The sequence below is a fragment of the Streptomyces flavotricini genome, assembly GCF_020639365.1.
Lineage (GTDB): Bacteria > Actinomycetota > Actinomycetes > Streptomycetales > Streptomycetaceae > Streptomyces > Streptomyces flavotricini.
Genome location: NZ_JAINUL010000001.1, coordinates 4,032,277 through 4,055,533 on the forward strand (window position 1 = coordinate 4,032,277; position 23,257 = coordinate 4,055,533).

21 protein-coding genes are annotated in these 23,257 nt (G+C 72.4%); 11 read left to right on the forward strand and 10 right to left on the reverse strand.

Annotated features, from left to right (window positions below):
- The first annotated feature begins 4 nt into the window (after positions 1-4).
- Positions 5-313, forward strand: a complete 309-nt coding sequence (locus K7B10_RS18145) for a response regulator transcription factor (protein WP_229337119.1) — start codon at positions 5-7, stop codon at positions 311-313.
- Here K7B10_RS18145 and K7B10_RS18150 read toward each other — a convergent pair.
- The 4 genes from K7B10_RS18150 to K7B10_RS18165 form a co-directional block, all read right to left on the reverse strand.
- Positions 279-923: an imidazolonepropionase-like domain-containing protein gene (locus tag K7B10_RS18150; protein WP_229337121.1), complete on the reverse strand. Its 645-nt coding sequence runs from the start codon at positions 921-923 to the stop codon at positions 279-281. The two genes, K7B10_RS18145 and K7B10_RS18150, sit on opposite strands and share 35 nt — an antisense overlap.
- Positions 924-930: 7 nt before the next feature.
- The gene (gene mqnC / locus K7B10_RS18155) at positions 931-2,130 is read right to left on the reverse strand and encodes a cyclic dehypoxanthinyl futalosine synthase (RefSeq protein WP_229337123.1); all 1,200 of its coding nucleotides are present in this window, start codon (positions 2,128-2,130) and stop codon (positions 931-933) included.
- A gap of 72 nt (positions 2,131-2,202) precedes the next feature.
- On the reverse strand, positions 2,203-4,002 hold the full coding sequence (locus K7B10_RS18160) for a serine/threonine-protein kinase (RefSeq protein WP_229337125.1): 1,800 nt from the start codon (positions 4,000-4,002) through the stop codon (positions 2,203-2,205).
- Between the two features lie 258 nt (positions 4,003-4,260).
- A complete protein-coding gene (locus K7B10_RS18165) occupies positions 4,261-5,124 on the reverse strand; it encodes a menaquinone biosynthetic enzyme MqnA/MqnD family protein (RefSeq protein ID WP_229337127.1) in 864 nt (287 codons plus the stop codon).
- A gap of 237 nt (positions 5,125-5,361) precedes the next feature.
- On the opposite strand from K7B10_RS18165, the gene K7B10_RS18170 reads away from it, so the two are divergent.
- Positions 5,362-5,565 carry a cold-shock protein gene (locus K7B10_RS18170; RefSeq protein ID WP_030162033.1) on the forward strand — a complete coding sequence of 68 codons (204 nt, stop codon included), beginning with the start codon at positions 5,362-5,364 and terminating at the stop codon, positions 5,563-5,565.
- Positions 5,566-5,756: 191 nt separating this feature from the next.
- Here K7B10_RS18170 and K7B10_RS18175 read toward each other — a convergent pair whose 3' ends face one another.
- Positions 5,757-7,439, reverse strand: coding sequence for a lytic transglycosylase domain-containing protein (locus tag K7B10_RS18175; RefSeq protein WP_229337129.1), 1,683 nt, complete (start codon positions 7,437-7,439; stop codon positions 5,757-5,759).
- Positions 7,440-7,793: 354 nt separating this feature from the next.
- Between K7B10_RS18175 and K7B10_RS18180 the strand changes: the two genes are divergently transcribed.
- On the forward strand, positions 7,794-8,270 hold the full coding sequence (locus tag K7B10_RS18180) for an SRPBCC family protein (protein WP_229337131.1): 477 nt from the start codon (positions 7,794-7,796) through the stop codon (positions 8,268-8,270).
- Positions 8,271-8,314: 44 nt separating this feature from the next.
- Here the strand turns inward: K7B10_RS18180 and K7B10_RS18185 are convergent, their stop codons facing one another.
- Positions 8,315-9,175 carry an AraC family transcriptional regulator gene (locus tag K7B10_RS18185; RefSeq protein WP_229337134.1) on the reverse strand — a complete coding sequence of 287 codons (861 nt, stop codon included), beginning with the start codon at positions 9,173-9,175 and terminating at the stop codon, positions 8,315-8,317.
- A gap of 419 nt (positions 9,176-9,594) precedes the next feature.
- Between K7B10_RS18185 and K7B10_RS18190 the strand changes: the two genes are divergently transcribed.
- Both K7B10_RS18190 and K7B10_RS18195 read left to right on the forward strand, forming a co-directional pair.
- Positions 9,595-10,068 carry a carboxymuconolactone decarboxylase family protein gene (locus tag K7B10_RS18190; protein ID WP_229337136.1) on the forward strand — a complete coding sequence of 158 codons (474 nt, stop codon included), beginning with the start codon at positions 9,595-9,597 and terminating at the stop codon, positions 10,066-10,068.
- A gap of 112 nt (positions 10,069-10,180) precedes the next feature.
- On the forward strand, positions 10,181-10,870 hold the full coding sequence (locus tag K7B10_RS18195; RefSeq protein WP_229337138.1) for an LppU/SCO3897 family protein: 690 nt from the start codon (positions 10,181-10,183) through the stop codon (positions 10,868-10,870).
- A gap of 8 nt (positions 10,871-10,878) precedes the next feature.
- Here K7B10_RS18195 and K7B10_RS18200 read toward each other — a convergent pair whose 3' ends face one another.
- Both K7B10_RS18200 and K7B10_RS18205 read right to left on the reverse strand, forming a co-directional pair.
- Positions 10,879-11,586, reverse strand: coding sequence for an alpha/beta hydrolase (locus tag K7B10_RS18200; RefSeq protein ID WP_229337139.1), 708 nt, complete (start codon positions 11,584-11,586; stop codon positions 10,879-10,881).
- 40 nt (positions 11,587-11,626) lie between these two features.
- Positions 11,627-13,360: an AMP-dependent synthetase/ligase gene (locus K7B10_RS18205; RefSeq protein WP_229337140.1), complete on the reverse strand. Its 1,734-nt coding sequence runs from the start codon at positions 13,358-13,360 to the stop codon at positions 11,627-11,629.
- A 129-nt stretch (positions 13,361-13,489) separates the two neighbouring features.
- On the opposite strand from K7B10_RS18205, the gene K7B10_RS18210 reads away from it, so the two are divergent.
- The gene (locus K7B10_RS18210; RefSeq protein ID WP_229337141.1) at positions 13,490-14,503 is read left to right on the forward strand and encodes an AraC family transcriptional regulator; all 1,014 of its coding nucleotides are present in this window, start codon (positions 13,490-13,492) and stop codon (positions 14,501-14,503) included.
- Between the two features lie 364 nt (positions 14,504-14,867).
- A complete protein-coding gene (locus K7B10_RS18215; protein WP_229337142.1) occupies positions 14,868-16,016 on the forward strand; it encodes a lipase family protein in 1,149 nt (382 codons plus the stop codon).
- A gap of 22 nt (positions 16,017-16,038) precedes the next feature.
- Here K7B10_RS18215 and K7B10_RS18220 read toward each other — a convergent pair whose 3' ends face one another.
- Positions 16,039-16,470: a MarR family winged helix-turn-helix transcriptional regulator gene (locus K7B10_RS18220; protein WP_229337143.1), complete on the reverse strand. Its 432-nt coding sequence runs from the start codon at positions 16,468-16,470 to the stop codon at positions 16,039-16,041.
- A gap of 121 nt (positions 16,471-16,591) precedes the next feature.
- On the opposite strand from K7B10_RS18220, the gene K7B10_RS18225 reads away from it, so the two are divergent.
- A complete protein-coding gene (locus tag K7B10_RS18225) occupies positions 16,592-17,017 on the forward strand; it encodes a GlcG/HbpS family heme-binding protein (protein ID WP_229337144.1) in 426 nt (141 codons plus the stop codon).
- Between the two features lie 74 nt (positions 17,018-17,091).
- Here K7B10_RS18225 and K7B10_RS18230 read toward each other — a convergent pair whose 3' ends face one another.
- Positions 17,092-18,948: an AMP-dependent synthetase/ligase gene (locus K7B10_RS18230; protein ID WP_372481556.1), complete on the reverse strand. Its 1,857-nt coding sequence runs from the start codon at positions 18,946-18,948 to the stop codon at positions 17,092-17,094.
- 179 nt (positions 18,949-19,127) lie between these two features.
- Between K7B10_RS18230 and K7B10_RS18235 the strand changes: the two genes are divergently transcribed.
- The 3 genes from K7B10_RS18235 (at position 19,128) to K7B10_RS18245 (ending at position 23,244) form a co-directional block, all read left to right on the forward strand.
- Positions 19,128-20,747, forward strand: a complete 1,620-nt coding sequence (locus tag K7B10_RS18235; RefSeq protein ID WP_229337145.1) for an ABC-F family ATP-binding cassette domain-containing protein — start codon at positions 19,128-19,130, stop codon at positions 20,745-20,747.
- 103 nt (positions 20,748-20,850) lie between these two features.
- Positions 20,851-22,068: a serine hydrolase domain-containing protein gene (locus tag K7B10_RS18240; protein WP_229337147.1), complete on the forward strand. Its 1,218-nt coding sequence runs from the start codon at positions 20,851-20,853 to the stop codon at positions 22,066-22,068.
- 132 nt (positions 22,069-22,200) lie between these two features.
- A complete protein-coding gene (locus K7B10_RS18245; RefSeq protein ID WP_229337148.1) occupies positions 22,201-23,244 on the forward strand; it encodes an SMP-30/gluconolactonase/LRE family protein in 1,044 nt (347 codons plus the stop codon).
- The last annotated feature ends 13 nt before the right edge of the window (positions 23,245-23,257 follow it).

The following is a 23,257-nucleotide window of genomic DNA, read 5'->3' on the forward strand; positions in this document are numbered from 1 at the left end:
AACCGTGCGAGTCGTCAGCTACAGCGTCCCGGTCTGGTTCCCGCCCCGAACGGGGGAGGACGTACGGCCGCAGGCCCAGCTCACCGAGCAGGAGTCGGCCGTGTTCCTGTGCCTGGCGACCGGCGCCTCGAACGCGGAGCTGGCGGGCGAGCTCCAACTGTCCGTCAGCACGGTCAAGTTCCACGTCCACAACATACGGTCGAAGCTGGGCGGCATCAGCCGCCTCCAGGCCTGCCTCCTGGCCGCCCTGGCCCGGGAGTCCGCGAGACCCAAGCCGCTCAGCGGCGGCGGTGGAGCAGGCGGCCGCCCGTGACCGTGGCCACGCAGGTGGTCGCGCCCTGTGCGAGGAGCTCCGCCGGACCGGCCACGGCGAACACCGCGAAGCGGGCCGGGGCGCCCTCGTCGAGCGACCCGTGGAAGGCCTCCTCGGCCGACTCGCGGCCGGCGAAGGGGTCGAGGGACGGGGTCCCGCCGGCGGGCGCCGGCGGCAGGAGCGTCAGCCCCGAGCGGACCACCGCCGTGCGCACCGCCGGGACCGTGAGCTTCCCGGCCACCGCCACCACCCCGCGGGCCAGCAGCTTCTGCGTGGCCCGGCGGGCGCTGTTGCCGCGGCGGGACTCGGTCAGTTCGAGGGCGTCGAGCGCCTCGGCGCCGCTGATCGGGTCGGCCCCGAGCTCGGCGGTCTCGTACGGGTCGTCGGGGTAGTACGTCCGCTCCAGCAGCACGTCCGCGCCGCGCACCAGCAGCCCCGGGGTGAGCACCCCGGGCCAGCGCCGGACCCGCGCGTGCGGCCAGGCCGCGGCGAGCTCCTCGTACGGGCCCACCCGGGCGAGCCGGTCGCCCTCGACCAGGACCGCCCCGGCGGGCAGCGGCGCGCGGCCGGGCCCGGACAGGAGGAGGCCGGCGGTGTGAAGCGTCAGCACGGGTGCGTCAGTTCGTGGAGATGAGCTTCAGCTCGGGGTGCGCCGTACCGCCCTCGATCGCCGTCGACGAGATGTGCGAGACCACGCGGTCGTCGACCGGGTCGTTCGCCGGGTCGTCGTGCACGAGGAGGTGCTCGTACGTCGTCGCGCGCTGCGCCGGGACGCGGCCCGCCTTGCGGATCAGGTCGATGATCTCCTGGCGGTTAGAGCGGTGCTTCGCGCCCGCCGAGGAGACGACGTTCTCCTCCAGCATGATCGAGCCGAGGTCGTCCGCCCCGTAGTGCAGCGAGAGCTGGCCCGCCTCCTTGCCCACGGTCAGCCAGGAGCCCTGGATGTGGGCGATGTTGTCGAGGAAGAGCCGCGCGATCGCGATCATGCGCAGGTACTCGAAGACCGTCGCCTGGGTCCGGCCCTTGAGGTGGTTGTTCTCGGGCTGGTACGTGTACGGGATGAAGGCGCGGAAGCCGCCCGTCCGGTCCTGGGTGTCCCGGATCATCGCGATGTGCTCGATGCGCTCGGCGTTGGTCTCGCCGGTGCCCATCAGCATCGTGGAGGTGGACTCCACGCCCAGCTCGTGGGCGATCTCCATGATCTCCAGCCAGCGCTCGCCGGACTCCTTCAGCGGGGCGATCGCCTTGCGCGGCCGCGCCGGCAGGAGTTCGGCGCCGGCGCCCGCGAAGGAGTCGAGGCCCGCCGCGTGGATCCGCTTGATGGCCTCCTCCGCCGAGACGCCGGAGATGCGGGCCATGTGGTCGACCTCGGAGGCGCCGAGGGAGTGGATGACCAGCTGCGGGAACGCCTTCTTGATCGCGGAGAAGTGCTCCTCGTAGTACTCCACGCCGTAGTCCGGGTGGTGTCCGCCCTGGAACATGATCTGCGTGCCGCCGAGCTCGACGGTCTCCGCGCAGCGGCGCAGGATGTCGTCGAGGTCGCGGGACCAGCCCTTCTTGGTGTCCTTCGGGGCCGCGTAGAAGGCGCAGAACTTGCACGCCGTGACACACACGTTCGTGTAGTTGATGTTGCGCTCGATGATGTACGTCGCGATGTGCTCGGTGCCGGCGTAGCGGCGGCGGCGCGCCGCGTCGGCGGCCTGTCCGAGCGCGTGCAGCGGGGCGTTCCGGTAGAGGTCGAGCGCCTCTTCCTTGGTGATCCGGCCCCCTGCGGCGGCGCGGTCGAGGACAGACTGGAGAGCGGCCTGGTCGGTCACCGGTGCGTCACCTTTCGGCGGTGTCAAGAGGTACGGACCGATCCAGCCTACGCCAGGGCCCGTCGGCGGCTTTCAGGGGATGCGGGTCAGGTCGCCTTCGGGGTTTCCGGCCGGACCGTCGCCCGACTTGTAGTGGAGCGTCCCGTCGGCGTTGAGGGTGAAGCGCTCGTCGGCGGACCCGTTGGAGCAGATGCCGGGTGCCGGGTTGGGACCGCCGGCGGTGTCCAGGACGAGGGAGCGGTCGGTGGCGGAGGCCAGCTTCCAGTCGCCGCTGCAGTCGGTGCCGAAGACCGGGAGGATCGACTTGTCCCGGGCGACGACCTCGCCGACCTTGCCGGCCCTGATGGTGATCTCGAACTCGCTGGAGACCCCCGCGCGGGCGGTGGTGACCGTCCCCTTCCAGGTGCCGGTGAGCTCCTTGGGGACGTCACCCCGGGTGCCGGTGGGCCCCGTCGAGGGCTTGGTCGTCGAGGGCGTGCCGGACGGGGTGCCCGAGGGGGTGGCCGATCCCTTCGGGGCCGGGGTGCCGGAGGCCGTCGTGGACGGGGGCCGGGCGGCGGTGTCGCCCGACGCGTGTTCGCCGGCGTCGCCGCCGGTGCCGGGGAGCAGCCCCAGCCCGTACAGGCCGCCGCCGGACAGCACGGCCAGGACGGCCGTCGCCGCGAGCACCAGCGAGCAGCTGAAGCGCCGCCCGGCCGCGCTGAAGCTGACGTGGCGCGCCTGGTCGGGGGAGGTCCGCGGCTGCGGCACCCCGCCCCCGCCGGTCTCGGTGGGGCGGTGTGCCGCATCCGTCGGCGGCGGCCCGTAGGGCCCGTACGAGGGACCCGCCCCGCCGGCGCCGGAGAGGGCGCCGCTCCCGTACGAGGGGTCCGGCGCTCCGAAACCGACCGCGGGGCCCCCGTACGAGGAGGCCGTGAACGGCACCGGCCCCGAAGCGGATTCGGAGAAGGGCACCGGCCCGGATCCCTGCGCGGGTCCCGGCGGAGCGGCCTCCAGGTCCAGCAGGGCCGTCGCCGCGCGGCTGGCCTCCTCCACGACCGGCGCGGGGAGCCAGCCGGGGGCGCTCAGCGCGCCGGCGAGCGCCCCCGCGATCGCCGCCGGGGCGGGCCGGTCGGCGGGCGCCTTGGCCAGGCAGGCGGCGATCAGCTCGCGCAGCGGGCCGGCCGGGACCGCTTCGAGGTCCGGCGGCTCGTGGACCACCTTGTAGAGGAGGGTCGCCGAGTTGTCCCCGGTGAACGGCGGCTGCCCGGTCGCGGCGAAGGCGAGCACGGCGCCGAGCGAGAAGACGTCGGCCGCCCCCGTGATCCCCTTGCCCAGGATCTGCTCGGGGGACATGTAGCCGGGGGAGCCGACGGAGACGCCGGTGGAGGTCAGCGAGGCCGTACCGTCCGTGGCCCGGGCGATCCCGAAGTCGATGAGCCGGGGGCCGTCGAGGGTCAGCATCACGTTCGACGGCTTCACGTCCCGGTGGACGAGGCCGAGCCCGTGCACGACCGCCAACGCCCGGGCCAGGCCCTCTCCGACGGCCCGTACGGAGGCGTGCGGGAGGGGCCCGTGCGCGGCCACGGCGCCGCCGAGCGAGGGGCCCGCCACGTACCCGGTGGCCACCCAGGGCACGGCCGCCTCGGGGTCGGCGTCCAGTACGGGCGCGGTCCACTCGCCGCCGACGCGGCGCGCGGCCTCGACCTCGCGGCGGAAGCGGGCGCGGAACTCCTCGTCGGAGGCGAAATGCGGGTGCACGATCTTGACGGCGACGGTCCGGCCGCCCGCGCTGCGGCCGAGGTAGACCCGCCCCATGCCACCCGAGCCGAGCCGGCCGAGCAGCCGGTACGCGCCGATGGTCCGCGGTTCGCCGGCTTCGAGCGGCTGCATCGCGTCCCCCTCCCCCGTCGGTCCCCTGAGCACTGCGCACTGAGCACTGCGCACTGATCGCCGGTCGCGGACCGGCCAACAGAACCTTAGGGGCCCCATCCTCCCCCGCCGGGCGGGGCTCCACCCTCTCCGTCCCTATTTCCCGCCCTCTGACGGGAAAGCGAAAAGAGCGGGAATTCCCGGGAAACGGCATTTCCGCCCGGCGGGGTCCTGTGCGGAACCCCGGCTACCGGCCGCTAAAACGATCACCCGAAGTAATCAACAGCGCGCGGCGTCCCCGTTCAGCAGCTCCACCGCGACATCCGCGGCATAGCCCGTACCGGGTCCCGTCAGACGGGCGAATTCCCTTACACCGGCCAACTGTTCGGGCCCGAAGCGGAAGTCGAGCGTCGTGAAGTACCGCTCCAGGAGATCGGCGTCGAAGGCCTCCCAGCGCGCCGCCTGCTCGGCGACCTTGGTGACCTCCTCCAGGGAGAGGTCACGCGAGTCGAGGAAGGCCTCGTGCACCTTCCGTACGACGGCGGGCTCGCGGGCGAGGTAGTCCTTGCGGGCGGCCCAGACGGCGAAGACGAACGGCAGTCCGGTCCACTCCTTCCACATCAGCCCCAGATCGTGGACGTGGAGGCCGAGCCGGGGCGCGTCGTGCAGCGAGGCGCGCAGCGCGGCGTCCCCGATCAGCACCGCCGCTTCCGCCTCCTGCATCATCAGGCCCAGGTCGGGCGGGCAGGTGTAGTAGTCCGGCCGGACGCCGTACCGCTCGGAAAGCAGCAGCTGGGCGAGGCGTACGGACGTACGGGAGGTCGAACCGAGGGCGACCCGCGCACCGTCCAGCTGCTCCAGCGGCACCTGCGAGACGATCACGCAGGACATGACCGGGCCGTCGCAGCCGACCGCGAGATCGGGGAACGCGACGAGCTGGTCGGCGTTGCGGAGGAACTCCACGAGGGTGATCGGACCCATGTCGAGCTCCCCCTGGACGAGCCGCTCACTGAGCTTCTCGGGGGTGTCCTTGGTCAGCTCCAGGTCCAGCAGCGTGCCGGTTCTGGCCAGTCCCCAGTAGAGCGGGAGGCAGTTCAGGAACTGAATGTGGCCGACGCGGGGCCGGCTGCGATAGACGTCCACATCGCGAGACTAGCCCCCGGGTCTGCGTCAGCCTTCGGGCGGGCCTCAAACGTCCGGGTGACGTGATCTTTCCCTCTGGTCTCCGCCACAGGGTGCGTGCTAGGCTCGTCGCAAGTTGCAGTTTGGTTTCCCTTGCAGTACGAGGCCTGCGGAGAATGTGACCCGCAGGCTTTTGTAGTTTTCAGACTTCTTAGCAGGTTCTGGAGCAGGGCGACCCTTTGGCCCATAGGAGGGCTCATGGCTACCGGAACCGTGAAGTGGTTCAACGCTGAAAAGGGCTTCGGCTTCATCGCCCAGGACGGCGGCGGCCCGGATGTCTTCGTCCACTACTCCGCGATCAACGCCTCTGGCTTCCGCTCCCTCGAGGAGAACCAGATGGTGAACTTCGACGTCACGCAGGGTCCGAAGGGCCCGCAGGCGGAGAACGTCACCCCGGCCTAGTCGCCTGGGCCAACCTAATCGCGGTTGGATAAGCAGTACCCAAGGAGCCCTGCCTCCTCCGTGCGAGCGGAGGTCGCGGGGCTCCTGCCTTTTCCCTCCCGGGTGGGGGGGCGGGGCACACGCGGACCGCCCCCGGTCGCCGTCTCGACGGTGACCGGGGGCGGTCCGTGTGCGTGTGCGGACCGGACCGCTTACGCGGAGGGCGCCGGGGTCGGGGCCGGGGCCGCCGTGATCTTCAGGTCCAGGACCAGGACCACGTTGTCCTTCGTGATCAGGCGCAGGTGGTACGTGCCCGGGGCGACGTCCGTGGTGAACAGCTCCGGCACCGCGATCTTGCCGTCGGCGCCGGTCGGGGCCAGGAGCAGGCTCGTCACCTTGGCGCCGTCCTTGTCCTTGAACCAGGGTCCCTTGGACTTGGCCGGGTCCACGGGGACCCACGCGCCGCCCTCGTTCTTCTCGACGAGTGCGGCCGTGACCTGCGTGCCCTCCGCGGCCTTGCCCTGGGCCGTGGCCGTGACCTCCAGGCCCTTGAGGCTCTTGCCCGCCTCGACCTCCAGCGGCTTGTCCGCACCGGCGTCGGTCCGGGCCAGCTTGTCCGCGACCGGGGCCGGCTTCGCCGTGACCGTGCCGGTGAAGTTCACCGTCAGCTGCGCCTCGGTGTTGTACGCCGCCACCCGCAGCGTGAAGCCGCCCGACTTGGCACCGGCCTTCAGGCCGGGCAGGGCGGCGATGCCCTCGGAGTCCGTCTCGACCACGAGGAAGGTCTTGCCCTCGGTGCCGATGAAGGAGCCCGTGCTGTCGTCCTTGAGCTCGAACAGGATGGGCTTCGCGGCGGCCGGCTTGCCGTCGCTGAGCACCGCCTTGATCCTCGGGACCGCCGTGAACGCGGACCCGGCCTCGGCCTTGAGCTCCGCGCTGCCCAGCAGTTCCAGCTTGGCCAGGGTCGGCGTCGGCGTGGGCTTCTGCGGCTCCTGCGGCTTCGACGGCGTGGGAGTCGGGGTCGGGGTGGGGGTCGGCTTCGGCGTGGGCTTCGGCGTCGGGGTCGGGGTCGGCCTCGGCGTGGGAAGCGTCGTCGTGGGCGGCGTCGGGAAGTTCCCGGCCGGCGGGTTCGGCACCCCTGCGACACCGCTCTGGTACTGGTGCATGTACCCGACCACGGTGTTCACGTACTCGCGCGAGTTGTTGTAGCTGAGGATCGCCCGGTCGAGCTGCGCCTGGTCCGAGAGGTTCCGGTCACCCGCGCACAGGTAGAGGCCCGCGCCCAGCGCAGCGTCGTAGATGTTGTTCGGGTCGCGCTTGGAGTCACCGTTGCCGTCGGCGCCCCAGGTCGCCCAGGTGGACGGGATGAACTGCATCGGCCCGACGGCGCGGTCGTAGACGGCGTCCCCGTCGAACTCGCCCTTGTCGGTGTCCTTGACCTCGGCGAAGCCGTTGCCGTCGAGGCGCGGACCGCGGATCGGCTTCTCCGTGTAGCCGTCGTTCTTGAGCCCGTAACCGGAGGCGTGGACGGACTCGACGCGGCCGATGCCGGCGAGCAGCTGCCAGGGCAGCTTGCAGCCGGGCAGCGCGGCGGCCACGGAGATCTCGGCACGCTTGTACGCGTCGAGGGCGGTCGCGGGTATCCCGCTGGCCCCCTCGCCGGCGCCGGCACCCGCGGTGGGCGGCACGGCCGGGTCGGCGAGCGGGTCGGGCAGATCGAGGCGGGCATCGCCGCGGTCGGTGGCCTGGGGGCTGTCCGGAGTGGGCTCGGACTCTCCCGCGTCGGCGGTGGACGTGTTGGTCACCACCGCGGCGGTCGTCAGGCTGGCCGCGAGCGCGGCCGTGCACAGGACCTTGCGCGAGGTGTTGACTAGGTGACGGTGAAGCGGCTTCACAGTTCGGCGATCCCCCCAAGGCGGCCGACAAGGTATACGACGGCGGGTCGAGCCGTGGATATCCACTGTCTATCAGGTATTCGGACACGACTCACCGGCGCCCCGGCAGATATGACACACCATTCGTCTCGGCTTCACCGGCTCCTCACAGCCGTTCGCACAAAGGACGTTGACCCATACCGGAAAGGCCCCAAAGGCATACCGTATGACCCCTCTTGCCTCCTTAGGGTGGTTTCATGGCGCCCAGTACCAGGACGAGAAGGGGACGCCGGACGTCTCCATCGACGGCAAGCAGAGGGGACGGGCGGTGTGCCACGGACGGATCCGGCCCGACCGGTCCTACGGTGGGATGCCATGACCACCATCGAGCCGGTCCGCGTCCCCGATCTGTCGGACCGCCCCCATCAACTGACCGTCGAGCGGTCGATGATCGCCACCGAGCACACCCTGTACGCGGGGTGGACCGAGGAGTTCGACCGCTGGTTCGCCGCTCCGGGCTCGGTCCTGATGCGGGCCGAGGTGAACGCGCCGTTCTTCTTCGAGACCGAGTTCGCGCCGGAGCCGGAGGGCCCGCGGACCAGGTACCCCCACTACGGGCGCTTCCTGCGCCTGGTCCCGAACCGGCTGGTGGAGCTGACCTGGGTGACGGGCCGGGGCGGCACGGAGGGCGCCGAGACGGTGGTCACGGTCGAGCTCCTCCCGCACCCGATCGGCACCCACGTACGGCTCACGCACGCGGGGTTCCACGACGAAGCGGCCCGGGACCGGCACGCGGTGGCCTGGGAGCAGGTACTGGTGCAGCAGGACGAGGCGCTCACCGGGGAGGAGTGAGGGCCGGGAGGCGCGGGCCGCGTTCGAGCTGTCAGCGGAGGGGCTCAGCCGTGCTCGGGCTCGACCGGGAGCCAGAGTTCGGCCTCGACCTCGGTCTCGTCCGACGGGCGGACGCGGAGGATCTCCGGGCCCGAGCGGCTGCGGTACCCGTTCGACGGGAACCATTCGGTGAACACGTCGCGCCACAGCTCCTGGACGGCCTGCGGCATCGGACCGGTGGTGGTGAAGACCGCCCAGGTGCCGGGCGGGACGGCCAAGGACGTCGTGCCCTCCGGGGCCGCGGACGTGACCACGGCCTGGTAGTAGTCGAGTTCGGTGCCCTCGGCCCGGCTGGGGTCCAGGTCGTCGCAGACGGCGACGATGCCGTACGGCTCCTGGTCCGAGAGCTTCTCCAGGCTCTCCAGTGTCCGCGGGTCGATCCGGCGGACGAAGTCCATGATCGCCTGGTTCGGGCCGGCGTGCACCAGGGGTACCCGGGCCTTGGGCCCGGCGACGGTGAAGGCCTGCTTGTCCACGATGCGGTAGCGCATGCTGCTGCTCCCTTCGATGGTGAGGCGGAAGGCCATCCGGGACTGGGAGCTGAGCTCGGCGCCGGTGCGCCGGGCCTCGCCGGGGCCGATGCCGTGCATGGCACGGAACGCCCGCGCGAACGCCTCGCCCGAGCCGTATCCGTAGCGCACGGCGATGTCCAGCAACGTCGCGCGCCCCGCGAGCACTTCGGCGCCCGCGAGGGTCAGCCGGCGGCGCCGTACGTACTGCGACAGCGGCATGCCCGCCAGCGCGGAGAACATCCGGCGCAGGTGGTACTCCGAGGTGGCCGCGATGCGGGCCAGCTCGTCCGCTTCGATCGCCTGGTCGAGATGGCGCTCGATGTGCTCCATGGCCTGGTTCAGCCGGTCCAGCATGTCCGGTGTCCTTCCTCTTTGCGATCACCACGCTAGGCAGCGCCCACCCTGCCGGACCCGACATCCTGTGCCCGATCCGGTCGGGTGCCGTCATCCGAGGAAGGGCTGCCGCCGGCGTTCGTCGATCCGGCGAGCGGCTAGGGGCGGGCGAGGCCGCCTCGTTCCCGCAGATCCTCGGCGCGTGGACCGGGACGCCGGACCACCCGGACGACCGCCCGGAGATCGCCCGGCCGATCGACGAGCCCGCCGGCGGCAGGTCCGAGCGCCGGGTCCCGCCGCCCACGGCCCCCCTCGGCCGAACGGGTGAGACCCGTACGCCGTCCGGCCGTGTCGGCGGGACGGCGCGTGCGTCGGGGCTGTTGCGTCGGGCTGTTGCGTCGGAGCGGTGCAACGGCCCACCCGGCAAGGAGATCAGGACGATGGACGCTCGGCTCGACTTCTTCGGCAACGCCCTCGCCGCCAAGTTCGCGCGGTACATCAACTCGGCGAACAAGGTCATCGCCGACTCCACCCTGCCGCACGCCACGCAGGAGCTGGTGAAGCTGCGGGCCAGCCAGATCAACGGCTGCGGCTTCTGTACCGACATGCACTACAAGGACGCCGTGCACGCCGGGGAGGACGCGGTGCGGCTCAATCTGGTCGCGGCCTGGCGTGAGGCCACGGTGTTCACCGACGCCGAGCGGGCGGCCCTCGAACTCGCGGAGCAGGGTACGCGCATCGCCGACGCGGCCGGCGGGGTCACGGACGAAGCCTGGGCCGAAGCCTCCGAGCACTACGACGAGGACCAGCTGGCGGCCCTCGTCTCCCTCATCGCCCTGATCAACACCTACAACCGGATGAACGTGATCGTCCAGCAGCCGGCCGGCGGCTACCAGCCGGGCCAGTTCGGCTGATCCGTACCGATCCCCGGCCGCTCTCCCGGCGGAACGGCTGCGTCCCACGTCCTGTGCGCTGCACACTCGACGAGGGTCCGTCACGTCGCTTTCCCCACCCCGTGGAGCAGCCGTGGAGTCTTCGGAAACACCGGTCACGATCACCCCGCAGCAGGCCGCCCACGGGGTGATCCTGAGCGTGCCGCTGCCGACCGGCCATGCCCGGCTGCGCATTCCGCCCTCCCGGGACGGGGACCTCGTACGGGCCCGGGTCGGGCAGGACGAGGTGCTCGTACGGATCCGGGTCGCCGGGGCGCCTGCGCCGCAGGCGACCGTGTCGAACGCGCGGGGGTGTCTGGTCGCGCTGGGCGTCTCCCTCGCCGTCGTGGTGGGGGTGGTCCTGCTGAACGGCGGGGGCGACGACGGCGACGGCGCTGCCTCCCCGGCCCCCGCCCCCTCGTACGCCTCCCCCACCCGCTCTCCGATCCCCGTCCCGCCGCCCGTGAGCACGGAGACCGACGCCCTCGCCCCGCCCTCCGAGGAGCCGGCCCCCACGCCGTTCGACCGGGGGACCTGCCTGAACGGGCAGCTCCCCGACTCGACCACCGCGCAGCGGGTCGACGGGGTGAAGGAGGTCTCCTGCTCGGCCTCCGACGCGCACTACAAGGTGATCGAGCGCATCCCGCTGACGTCAGAGCTGGACCGCTGCAACGGGAATCCGAAGACCCAGTACGCGTTCTCGTACCGGTACAGCCGCGGCGGGGTCACCATCAACGAGTACGTGTACTGCCTCGTCGGCCTCGGCTCGTACGCCCGCGACTGAGGCGCGGCCTACCCGGCCGCGCCCGCCGCGCCCGCCGCCCCCGCCGCCCCCGCCAGGATCAGCGCCAGCTCCGCCGGCTGCGAGAACATCGGCCAGTGGCCGGTGTCCATGCGGACCAGGGTCCAGTGCCCGCTCTCCACCAGCCCGTTCACGACCGGGCCCGGGTCCTCTCCGTCCAGCAGGCATTTGACGTACGTCGCCGGGAGCTCGCGGAGCGGGGCCTTCAGCTCGGCCGGTTCCGTCAGGGTGGCGCCCGGGTGGGGGGTCACGCCCTTGACGAAGCGGGTGACCTGCTCCTCGGTGAGGCCCTGGCCCGCGCAGTCGGCGGGGGTCAGGGGCGGCCAGAAACCCTCGTGGGCGGCGATCTCGGCCTCCACCGGCCAGGCGTCCGAGAACGACTTCCCGTCCACCGGGACGTTGGCGTCCACGAACACCGCCCGCGTCAGCCGGTCGCCGATGCGCTCGGCGGCCTGGCCGACCGGGATGCCCGAGTAGCTGTGGCCGACCAGGACCACGTCCCGCAGGTCGAGGCGCTCCACCTCGGCCACGATGTCCCGGACGTGCGTCCGCTGTCCGGCCGGTGCGCCGCTGCGCTCGGCGAGGCCGGACAGCGTCAGCGGGTGGACTTCGTGCCCCGCCGCGCGCAGCGGCGCGGCCACCTCCTCCCACGCCCACGCGCCGAGCCATGTGCCTGCCACCAGTACGTAGTTCGCCATGGCGGCACCGTAGCCCGACCCACTGACAGCGCCCGCGGTCTCAGTCCCCGTACAGCGCGCCGATCTCCGCCGCGTAGCGCTGCGCCACCGCCGTGCGGCGGAGCTTGAGGGTCGGGGTCAGGGTGCCGGCCTCGACCGTGAGGTCCTCGAGGAGGATGTGGAAGGCGCGGATGCGGGCCGGGCGGGAGACCGTGGCGTTGGCCGCCGCGACCGCCTCCTCGACCAGGGCGCGGACCGCGGGGTGGGCGGCCGCGGCCGGCAGGGCCGGGTCGAGGTCCTCGCGCCGCGCCCAGGCCGCGATCTCCTCCGCGTCCAGGGTGATCAGGGCGACCGGGTGGGGCCGGCGGTCGCCGATGAGGACCGCCCGCGAGACGTACCGGGAGCGCTGGACGGCGAACTCGACCTCCGTCGGCGTGATGTTCTTGCCCGCCGAGGTGATGATCAGCTCCTTCTTGCGCCCGATGATCGACAGGAACCCGTCGTCGTCCAGTTCCCCCAGGTCCCCGGTGCGCAGCCAGCCCTGCGCGTCCAGCACCTGCGCCGTAGCGGCCGGGTTCGCGTGGTAGCCGGGGAAGACCATAGGCCCCCGGACCAGGATCTCGCCGTCCTGCGCGATGCGGACCTCGCAGCCCGCGACGGGCTTGCCGACCGTGCCGTGGCGGGTGGCCTCTGCGTGGTTCATGCTGATCAGCCCGGCGGTCTCGGTCATGCCGTAGCCCTCGTAGATCGTGATCCCGCAAGCCCGCAGGAAGTCCATGGTCGCCGGGGCGATCGGCGCCGCGCCGGTCACCGCCTGGTTCAGCCGGCCCCCGAAGGCGCCCCTGACCAGCGAATACAGGTTCTTCTCCGCCTCCTCCCAGGCCGGCCGGTCGGACTCGGGCAGCCGCCCTTCCGCCGCGAGCACCCCGATCCGCACCGCCTCCCGGAAGCGCTGCGCGCCGCCCTCCTGGGATTCGGCCATCGACAGCACCACCGAATGCACCTTCTCGAACAGCCGGGGTACGGAGGGCAGATGGGTGGGCCGCGCCTCGGCCAGCTCGGACAGCACGTCCTCGATCCGGCCGCCGAAGTAGCACAGCTCCCCGCCCTCCAGCAGGGTCGTGAACTGGATCAGCTGGGCCAGCACGTGCGCCAGCGGCAGGTACAGGTACGTGGAGTCGCCCGGTCCTCCGTGGACCAGCGGGCGCGTCGCGTCCTGGACGGCGCCCATGTTCCCGTGCGTGAGGCGGCAGCCCTTCGGCAGGCCCGTCGTCCCCGAGGTGTAGATGATCGACGCGTCGGCGGCCGGGGTCACCCGCCGGGCCCGCTCCAGGAGTTCCGCCTCCGGGGCGGCTTCGAGGCCCGGCAGCGCGTCCATCCGTACGACCGCCCGCAGCCCCGGGAGCTTCGCCCGCAGTGCCTCCACCCGCTCCGCCTGCGCCGCGTCGTCGCAGACGACGGCCACCGCCTCCGCGTCCGAGAGGACCCAGGCCAGCTCTTCCTCCCCCGCCGTCGGATAGACCGGGACGAGCACGGCGCCCGCCGCCAGGATCCCGAAGTGGGTGTACGTCCACGCCGGTCGGGTCTCGGCCAGGACCGCCACCCGCTCGCCGGGCCCGACCCCCAGCCCGATGAGCGCCCGGCCGGTCCGCCGTACGCGCTCGCGCAGTTCGGCGTAGGTGACGGTGGCCCACCCGCCGTCCGGGTCCCGGTGGCGCAGGGCGCTCTCGGCGCCGTACCGCTCCCCCGTCCACTCCGTGAACACCGCCAGCGTCTCCGGTCGCACAGCGTCCATCGCGTTCGCCTCCCTGGGGTACGTACGACGTACGTCGGACCGACGCTAGAGCGCCAACCCTTCCGCGCGACATGACCGGAAGCGTCACGCCCCCTGACCGCAGCGCTCATCCGGGCTACCGTCGGAGCCATGGGGAGGCGGACGATCACCGTGCACCATGTGCGTGCCCTGCTCGCGGGGGCGGCGCGCGGCGGCATCGACACCGTGCCGCTGCTCCAGGAGGCGCAGATCCCGCCGCTGCTGCTCGGCGACGACCGGGCGCGGATCACTCCGGCGCAGTTCGCCCGGCTCTTCCGGGCGCTGTACCGGACCACGCAGGACGAGTTCCTCGGTCTGTCGGGGGTGCCGAGCCGCCCGGGCACGTTCGCGATGATGTGTCACGCCTCGCTCGGCTGCCGGGACCTCGGGGCGGCGGTGGAGCGTGCCGCGACCTTCTACGGCCTGTTTCCGGGCGGCCCGGAACTGCTGTTGGAGGTCGTCGGCGCGGAGGCCCGTTTCACGGTGCGCAACGATTTCGCGCGGGACGATGAGCGGTTCCTGACCGAGTGCGTGCTCGCCATCTGGCACCGGCTGAGCAGCTGGCTGATCGGGCGGCGCATCCCGCTGGCGTACGCGGCGTTCGCGTACCCCGCGCCGCCGCACGAGGCGGAGTACCAGATCCTGTTCGACTGCCCGGTCCGCTTCGGGGCGGACCGTACGGGGGCGGCCTTCGACGCGCACTGGCTGGCCGCACCGCTCGTACGGGACGAGGCGGCGCTGGACGCGATGCTGCGGCGGGCCCCCTTCGACCTGCTGTCGCGGCCGGAGTACGGGACGACGGTCGCGGAGCAGGTCCACCGGGCCCTGGCCGGGCAGTTGCGGACTTCGCCGCGGCTGCCGGCGCTGGGGGAGGTGGCGGCGCGCCTCGCCGTGTCGCCGGCGACGCTGCGGCGCCGGCTGCAGCAGGAGGGCACGTCGTTCCAGCAGCTGAAGGACCACGTGCGGCGGGACGCGGCGATCGCGGGGCTGGCGGAGAGCGGCGAGCCGATCGCGGAACTCGCGGCCCGGCTCGGCTTCTCGGAGGACACGGCCTTCCACCGCGCGTTCCGCCGCTGGACGGGCACGACGCCGGGGGCGTACAGGATCGCGTCGGGCACCCCTTGACCCCTTCGGCTAGGGGATGTTGACGGTCGCCGGCTGCCGCACGCCCCTCGCCCGGGGGCCACAGCGCGGCATCGGGTTCGGAAGCAGTGCCACCGGGTGGGAGGAGGCGCCGACGGCCCGCGTTTGGTGAACGACTGCCAGAGCGTGGCCAGCGCCACGAGCGTGCGCGAAGGAACGCCACCGACGCGAACGGGCGGCGCGGCGCAGTGGGGTCAGGTTCACCTCGTCGGGCGAGTCCGCGGCCTACCGGGTGTGAGGGCGGGTCAGGAAAGGTGAGCTGCGCGGTCAGCGACGTTCCGACCGGTCGGTCACTACGTTCTCCTCACCCGTTCCCCGCACGAAACGCTCGTTGGGAGAGCCGCCCATGCGTTTTCGAACCCCCGCAGCCGTGGCCGCGATCGTGGCCGCGCTGGCCGTCCCGGTCTCGTCCCCCGTCGCCGCGTCCGCAGCCGAAGGCCGGGCCGGGGACATCGTCGATGTCTCGCCGTCCGCCTTCCACCCGCTGCCCGGGCAGCCGACCGGCACCAAGGCGTGGAAGATCCACTACCGGTCCACCACCGCCGACGGTGCCCCCGACACCGTCTCCGGCACCGTGATCGTCCCCCAGGACGGCCGGACCGGCCCGCGGCCGCTCGTCACGTACGCCGTCGGCACCGTCGGCATGGGCGACTCCTGCGCGCCGAGCAACAACCTGCCGTACGGCACCGCCATGGAGGCCAACCTCATCCAGCAGCTCACCCTGCGCGGCTGGGCCGTGGTCGTCACCGACTACGAGGGGCTCGGCACGCCGGGGGTTCACACGTACACGGTGGGCCCGTCGGCCGGGCGGGCCGTGCTCGATGCCGCCCGGGCGGCCACCCGGCTTCCAGGAGCGGGGCTGTCGGCGGACACCCCGGTCGGGATCATGGGCTACTCCCAGGGCGGCCAGGCCAGCAGCTGGGCCGCCGAGCTGCAGGGTTCGTACGCCCCCGAGCTGAACGTGAAGGGCACGGCGACGGGTGGGGTCCCGGCCGACCTGCTGGAGGTGGCCGACTTCAACAACGGCTCCTACGGCTCGGGGCTCGTCTTCATGGCGGCGGCCGGGCAGGACGCGGCCTTCCCGGAACTGCGGCTCGACTCGTACCTCAACCCGGCGGGCAAGGCGCTCGTCGCCGGGATGAAGGAGAAGTGCGTGGCCGTCGACGCCATCGCGGGCTCCTTCAAGCGGATCTCCGACCTGACGACCCGCAACCCGCTCGAACAGCCCGACTGGCAGGCCCGGTTGAACCAGAGCCGGCTGGGGCGGACCGCCCCGGCGGCGCCGGTGTACCAGTACCACGCGCTCGGCGACGAGCTCATCCCGTACGCGGTCGGGCGGCAGCTGCGCTCGGAGTGGTGCGCGAAGGGCGCGGACGTGGAGTGGCGGACCATCTGGGTCGGTGAGCACGTCAGCGGCGTGATCACCCACTCCCTGGCGGCCGGGAACTGGCTCGCCGACCGCTTCGCGAACCGCCCGACGCACGCCGACTGCTGACGAGTCCCGCCAGGCCCGGGCGTCAGAGACCCGGGGCCTCGGCGTTGTGGACGATGCGGGCGAGGAGGTCGCGTACGGCTGCCACCTCGTCCGCGGAGAGGCCCTCGGCGAGGCGGGCGTCGAGCTTCGCGACCAGCGCGTCGGCCTGGGCGAAGACCTCGGCGCCGCGTTCGGTCAGCCGGATCTCGATGAGCGTGCCGTGGACCGGGTGCGGGGTGCGGGCGATCAGACCGCGGGTCTCCATCCGGCCGAGCAGGCTGTTCATCGTCTGCGGGGTCACCGAGAGCCTGCGCGCGAGCTCGGCGGCATTGATGCCGGGGTTGTCGCTGAGCACGGCGAGGGCCGCCTGCTGAGCAGCGGTGATCCCGGCCTCGCGCACCGCGGCCTCCTTGGCGGCCTGCGTGATGCGCTCGGCCTGCTTGATGTGGATCAGCAGCCGCTCGGAGTAGTGCATGCGCCGAGTGTAGGAGACGGTCACCAGTTCTCGCCGAGATGACAGGCAGCTTGCGTGCAGCTATCAGCATGCTGTTAGCTGCATGCGTACGAATAAGCCACCTTTCCGCAAGGAGCTCGCCATGACCGCTGTCCGCACCCGCCCCGCCCTCAGCAACGACCTCGCACGCGCCATCGTCGACGCCGCCCTCGCCGCGGCCCGGGAGACGGAGCTGCGCTTCGCCGTCGCGGTGGTGGACGAGTCCGGTCACCTCAGCGCCTTCGCGCGGATGGACGGCTCGGGCCTGATGACGATCCAGATCGCCCAGGACAAGGCCTACACGGCCGCCGCCTTCGGCCTGAGCACCACCGACTGGCACGAGTTCGTCGAGAACGACGCGCAGCTGGCGCCGGGGGCCCGCACCGGCATCGACCGGCTGGTCACGTTCGGTGGCGGCCTGCCGATCGTCGTCGACGGCCAGCTCGTCGGCGGCGTCGGCGTCTCGGGGGGCCACTGGTCGGACGACGTCAAGATCGCCGAAGCCGGCCTCGCCGCGATCGCGGCATAGCCTCGCCGATGGGGGCGGGGGCCTCCCCGCCGATGGGGGGCGGGGGCCTGCCCGCCCTCCCCCCCACCCCGGGGTCACGCCCTGCGGTACAGGTCGTCCGTCTCGCGCTCGAAGTCGCGGGCTATCCTGGCGCGCTTCAGCTTCAGGGACGGGGTCAGGTGGCCGCCCGCTTCCGTGAACTCCACCGGCAGCACCGTGAAGCGGCGGATCGACTCCGCTCGCGAGACCAGCCGGTTCGCCTCGTCCACCGCGCGCTGCAGGTCCGCCCGCAGGTCCTCGTCCCGTACGAGCTCCCGCAACGGCACGCCCGTCTTCTTGTGCATCTGCCGCCAGTGCGCCAGCCCCTCCGGCTCCAGCGTGATCAGCGCCGTGATGTAGGGCCGGTTGTCGCCGATCACCATGCACTGGCCGACCAGCGGGTGGGCGCGCAGCCAGTCCTCCAGCGGGGCCGGGGCCACGTTCTTGCCGCCGGAGGTGATGATCAGGTCCTTCTTCCGGCCGGTGATGGTCAGGTAGCCCTCGGCGTCCAGCTCCCCGATGTCCCCCGTCGGGAACCAGCCGCCGACCGCCTCCCCCGAGTTCCAGTACCCCGCGAACACGTGCCGCCCCCGCAGCAGTACCTCCCCGTCCTCCGCGATCCGCACCGCGGTGCCCGGCAGCGGCCAGCCCACCGTCCCGAGCCGCGGTTTCAGCGGCGGGGTGACGGTGCTGGCGCCGGTGGTCTCCGTGAGCCCGTACCCCTCGAAGACGTCGATCCCGGCGCCCGTGTAGAACGCCGCGAGCCGGCGCCCCAGCGGCGAGCCCCCGCTCAGGACGTACCGGACGCGCCCGCCCAGCGCCGCCCGGATCCGCCGGTAGACGAGCGGGTCGTACAGCGCCCGCGCCGTCCGCAGGCCCACCCCCGCGTTGCGGCCCTCCGCGATCTCCCCGTACCGCTGGGCGATCCGCGCGGCGCGGTCGAACGACGAGGCCCGGCCCATCCGTTCGGCGGTCGCGCGCGCGGTGTTGTAGACCTTCTCCAGTACGTACGGGATGGCCAGCAGGAACGTCGGCCGGAACCCGGCGAGGTCGGCGAGCAGCTCCTCGGTCTTGATGCTCGGCGCGTGTCCGAGCTTGACCCGCGCGCGCATGCACCCGACGGCCACCATCCGCCCGAACACGTGCGAGAGCGGCAGGAAGAGCAGCGTCGAGGCCGCGTCCGTGGTCGCGGACTTGAAGACGGGGTGCAGGAGCTCGACCGCGTTGTCGGCCTCGGCGAAGAAGTTGGCGTGCGTGATCACGCAGCCCTTGGGCCGTCCCGTCGTACCGGACGTGTAGATGAGCGTGGCCACGGAGTCCGGGGTACGGACGGACCGGCGCGCGTGCACGACGGCGTCCGGCAGGTCCTCACCCGCCTTGACCAGCCGCGCGATCGCGCCCGTGTCGAACTCCCACAGGTGCGCCAGCCAGGGCAGGTTGGCCCGCTCGGCGCTGATGATGCGGGCCTGTGCGGTGTCCTCGACGGCGCAGGCCACTGCGCCGGAGTCCTGGATGATCCAGCGGGCCTGCAGCGCGGACGAGGTCGGGTAGATCGGTACGGTGACCAGCCCGGCGGCCCACCCCGCGAAGTCCAGCAGGGTCCACTCGTACGTGGTCCTGGCCATGATCGCGAGCCGGTCCCCCTCGCGCAGCCCCTCCGCGATCAGGCCCTTGGCGACGGCCGTCACCTCGGCCGCGAACTCGGCGGCGGTGACGTCGCGCCAGCTGCCGTCCCGCTCCTTGCGGGCGAGCACCGCCTCGCCGGGGGCCTCCCGGGCGTTCTGGAAGGGGATGTCCCCGAGCGATCCGCTCCCCGGCACCCCGGCCAGCGCGGGCACCTCGGCCTCCCGCACCACCCCGTCGACGACGGTCAACAGGGGCGGTACCAGCTGGGGTACGGCTTCCACGGCGATCTCCTCGACTAGACTCCGGAGTTACCGCCGGTAATTTACCTACGGGTAACCCACCTGACCAGCCCCCGCGCGCCCCGTGGACGAACCCACCCCACTCCTCCACACCCCCCGCACCGCTCCCGCCGGGCACGCCGAAAACGCGTTGTGCGCCCGCCGTACGGCGGGCAGGGTTGCTGAGCATGGGACATCTCGAAGCCTCGCACCTGGAGTACTACCTGCCCGATGGGCGCGTGCTGCTCGGTGATGCCTCGTTCAGAGTCGGTGAAGGTTCGGTGGCGGCCCTCGTCGGCGCCAACGGCGCGGGCAAGACGACGCTGCTGCGGCTGATCTCGGGCGAGCTGCGCCCGCACGGCGGAACGGTCACCTCCAGCGGCGGCGTCGGCGTCATGCACCAGTTCGTCGGCTCGGTACGGGACGAGCGCACGGTCCGCGACCTGCTGGTGTCGGTGTCGCAGCCGCGGATCCGGGCCGCCGCGGCGGCCGTGGACGCGGCCGAGCACCTGATCATGACGGTGGACGACGAGGCCGCGCAGCTGAAGTACGCGCAGGCGCTGAGCGATTGGGCCGAGGCCCGCGGGTACGAGGCCGAGACCGTCTGGGACATGTGCACGACGGCGGCCCTCGGCGTGCCGTACGACCGGGCGCAGTTCCGCGAGGTGCGCACGCTGTCCGGCGGCGAGCAGAAGCGGCTCGTACTGGAGGCGCTGCTGCGCGGGCCGGACGAGGTACTGCTGCTGGACGAGCCGGACAACTACCTCGACGTGCCGGGAAAGCGGTGGCTGGAGGAGCGGCTGCGGGAGACCCGCAAGACGGTCCTGTTCATCTCCCACGACCGGGAGCTGCTGGCGCGGGCCGCGCAGCGGATCGTCGCGGTGGAGCCCGGCCCGGCCGGATCCGACGTGTGGGTGCACGGCGGCGGCTTCGCGAGCTTCCCCGAGGCCCGGGAGGAGCGGTTCGCGCGCTTCGACGAGCTGCGCCGGCGCTGGGACGAGAAGCGCGCGCAGCTCAAGCGGCTCGTGCAGGACATGCAGCAGTACGCGGCGCGCAGTGACGAGATGGCCTCGCGCTACCAGGCGGCCAAGACCCGGCTGCGCAAGTTCGAGGAGATCGGCCCGCCGCCGGAGCCGCCGCGCAAGCAGGACATCCGGATGCGGCTGCAGGGCGGCAGGACGGGCGTACGGGCGGTGGTCTGCGAGGACCTGGAGCTCACGGGTCTGATGAAGCCGTTCTCCCTGGAGGTCTTCTACGGGGAGCGGGTGGCGGTCCTCGGCTCGAACGGCTCGGGCAAGTCCCACTTCCTGCGGCTGCTGGCGGGCGATGCCGTCGCCCACACCGGAGCGTGGAAGCTGGGCGCGCGGGTCGTTCCCGGCCACTTCGCCCAGACCCACGCGCACCCCGAGCTGATGGGGCGCACCCTGGTCGACATCCTGTGGACGGAGCACGCCAAGGACCGGGGCGGGGCGATGTCGGCGCTGCGCCGGTACGAGCTGGAGCGCCAGGGGGACCAGCCCTTCGACAAGCTGTCGGGAGGCCAGCAGGCACGTTTCCAGATCCTGCTGCTGGAGCTGGCCGGCACCACCGCGCTGCTCCTCGACGAGCCGACGGACAACCTCGACCTGGAGTCCGCGGAGGCGCTGCAGGAGGGGCTGGAGGCGTACGAGGGCACGGTGCTGGCGGTGACGCACGACCGCTGGTTCGCCCGCTCCTTCGACCGCTACCTGGTCTTCGGCTCGGACGGGGTCGTCAGGGAGACCGCGGAGCCGGTCTGGGACGAGAGCCGAGTCCGGCGGGCCCGCTGAGCGGCGAGCCGCCGGCGGGCCCGCCGGACGGCGGCCGCCGGTGGACCCCGCCGAGCCGCCCGCCCCCGCGCAGGATGCGCCGGGCGGACCCATACTGAGGGGCGTGAGGCGTACTCGGACGGCGTGCGTCTGCGCTGCCGCTCTGGTCGCCGCGGTCCTGCCGCTCGGGGCGGGGACCGCCCCGGCCGCGGGCGCCGCGGAACCCGCGCGGAAGTGTGTCAGCTCCCCGGACCCGGCCACGGCCTCGGGGCGGGCGGCCCGCGTCCTCGACATCGCCCGCGCCGCACAGCGCGAGTTCGGGCTCAACTCGGTCGTCCTCCGCGTGACCTCGGGCGAGCAGGACGTCGTCACCGCGGCCCTCGGCAATTCGATGACCGGAGTCCGCGCCGACCCCGCCATGCACTTCCGCACCGGCTCGGTCGGCATCGTCTACATGGCCACCGCCCTGCTCGCCCTCGTCGACGAGGGTCAGGTCGGCCGCGACGACCCCCTCTCGAAGTGGCTGCCGCAGGTCCCCCACGCCGACGAGATCACGCTGCGCATGCTGGGCAGTTCCACCTCGGGCATCCACGACTACGTCACCGACCCGGTGTTCCTCAAGGAGATCGAGGCCAAGCCGTTCCGCGCGTGGACCCCGGCGGACACCCTGGCCATCACCAGCCGCCACCCGCTCTGGTACGCGCCGGGCACCAGCTGGAGCTACTCGCACGAGAACTTCCAGCTGCTGGGCGCCGCCCTCGCGAAGATCACCGGGAAGCCGCTCGACCAGGTGCTCCAGGACCTCGTGATCGGCCCGCTCGGCCTGCCCGAGACGAGGAACTCCGCGACCCCCGAGATCCCGGTCCCGGCCCTGCACGCCTTCACCTCGGAACGCGGCAAGTACGAGGAGTCGAGCTACTGGAACCCTTCGTGGACCACCGCCCCCGGCGCGGTCCTCACCGGGGACATCTGCGACCTGGCCACCTCCGCCCGCGGCATCGGCACGGGAGCCCTGCTGTCGAAGGAGGCCTTCCGCACCCAGCTGAACCCCGGCACGGTCGGCCTCGGCACCCCGACGAAGGAGTGCCCGGCCCCGTACTGCCGGAAGAACACCGAGGCCCTCCACTTCGGCTTCGGCGTCCTGGTCCTGCGCGACTGGATCGCGACGAATCCCTCCTTCTCCGGTTATGCGGCCGTCTCGGCCTACCTCCCGGCGCAGGACCTCTCGATCGCGGTCTCCGTGACCAAGGGCCCCTCCTCCCCCGAGGACAACTCGGCCTCCACCGTGGCCGAACGGATCGCGAAGGAACTCGCGCCCGACCACCCGCTCACCCTCGGCTGAGCCGGCCGGCCCCAAGTCGTCGACCAAGCAGGCGATCCTCCGGCCGTGACTGCCACCACTTCCCCCTGATACGGCATCACCTCTTCTTTGTGCCGCGTTCCCCGGCACCTCGCGCCGCCCAAGGAGAGGCCCATGTTCCGACTCTCACGCCTGGCCACCAGCGCCACGGTCGTCGCCGCCGCCCTCACCCTGCTCGCCCCCACCGCCGCGTCGGCGGGCGAGCCGACCCTGTCGGACCCACGCACCGTCGCGCAGTTCAGCCGCTCCGCCGGTCAGACCCCGGAGAACATCGCCCTCGAACCCGACGGCTCCGCGAACGTGACCCTGGCCTTCGCCCGGCAGGTCGTCCGCGTCGACGAGCACGGGTCCACCCGGCTCCTCTCGGTCCTGCCCGCGGTCCCGAACCCGCTCACCCCCGTCTTCCGCGCGGCCGTGGTGACGGGGATCGTGCGCGCCAAGGACGGCACCCTGTACGTCAACTACGCCACCGGCACGAGCGAGACCGGCATCTGGCGCATCGGGCCGCACGGCGGCACGCCCGTCCAGATCGCGCAGCTTCCGACGGACTCGCTCCCCAACGGCCTCGCCCTCGACGAGAAGCTCGGCGTGTTCTACGTGGCCGACACGGCACGCGGACTGGTCTGGCGCGTCCCGCTGAAGGGCGGAACGGCCACGATCTGGGCCGCGGGGGCCGCGCTCCAGCCGCTCTCCGAGATCGAGCGCTTCCCGGCCGGCGCGAACGGCATCAAGGTCCACAACGGCGCCGTGTGGGTGTCCAACACCGACCGCCAGACCCTGCTGCGCATCCCCGTGCGCCGCGACGGCGTCGCCGGCACGATCGAGACCAGGGCGACCGGACTCGCCGGGATCGACGACTTCGCCTTCACCGGACAGGACGACACGGTCCTCGCCGCGCTGATCGCGGTGAACGAAGTCGCCCTCGTCCGCCCGAACGGCACCCACGCCATCGTCCTCACCTCGCCGGACGGCCTGTCCAGCCCGACCGCCGTGGCGGTGTTCGAGAAGCAGGACGACAAGGAGAAGACGGAGACGACCGAGAAGCAGGGGAAGCAGGGGAAGCAGGAGAAGACCGTCTACGTGACGAGTGCCTCCTACTTCTCCGCCGTGCGGGACCCCAACCTCCTCACGGCCCGCCTCGAAAACGGGCAGGACTAGCGGCCAGGCCGTC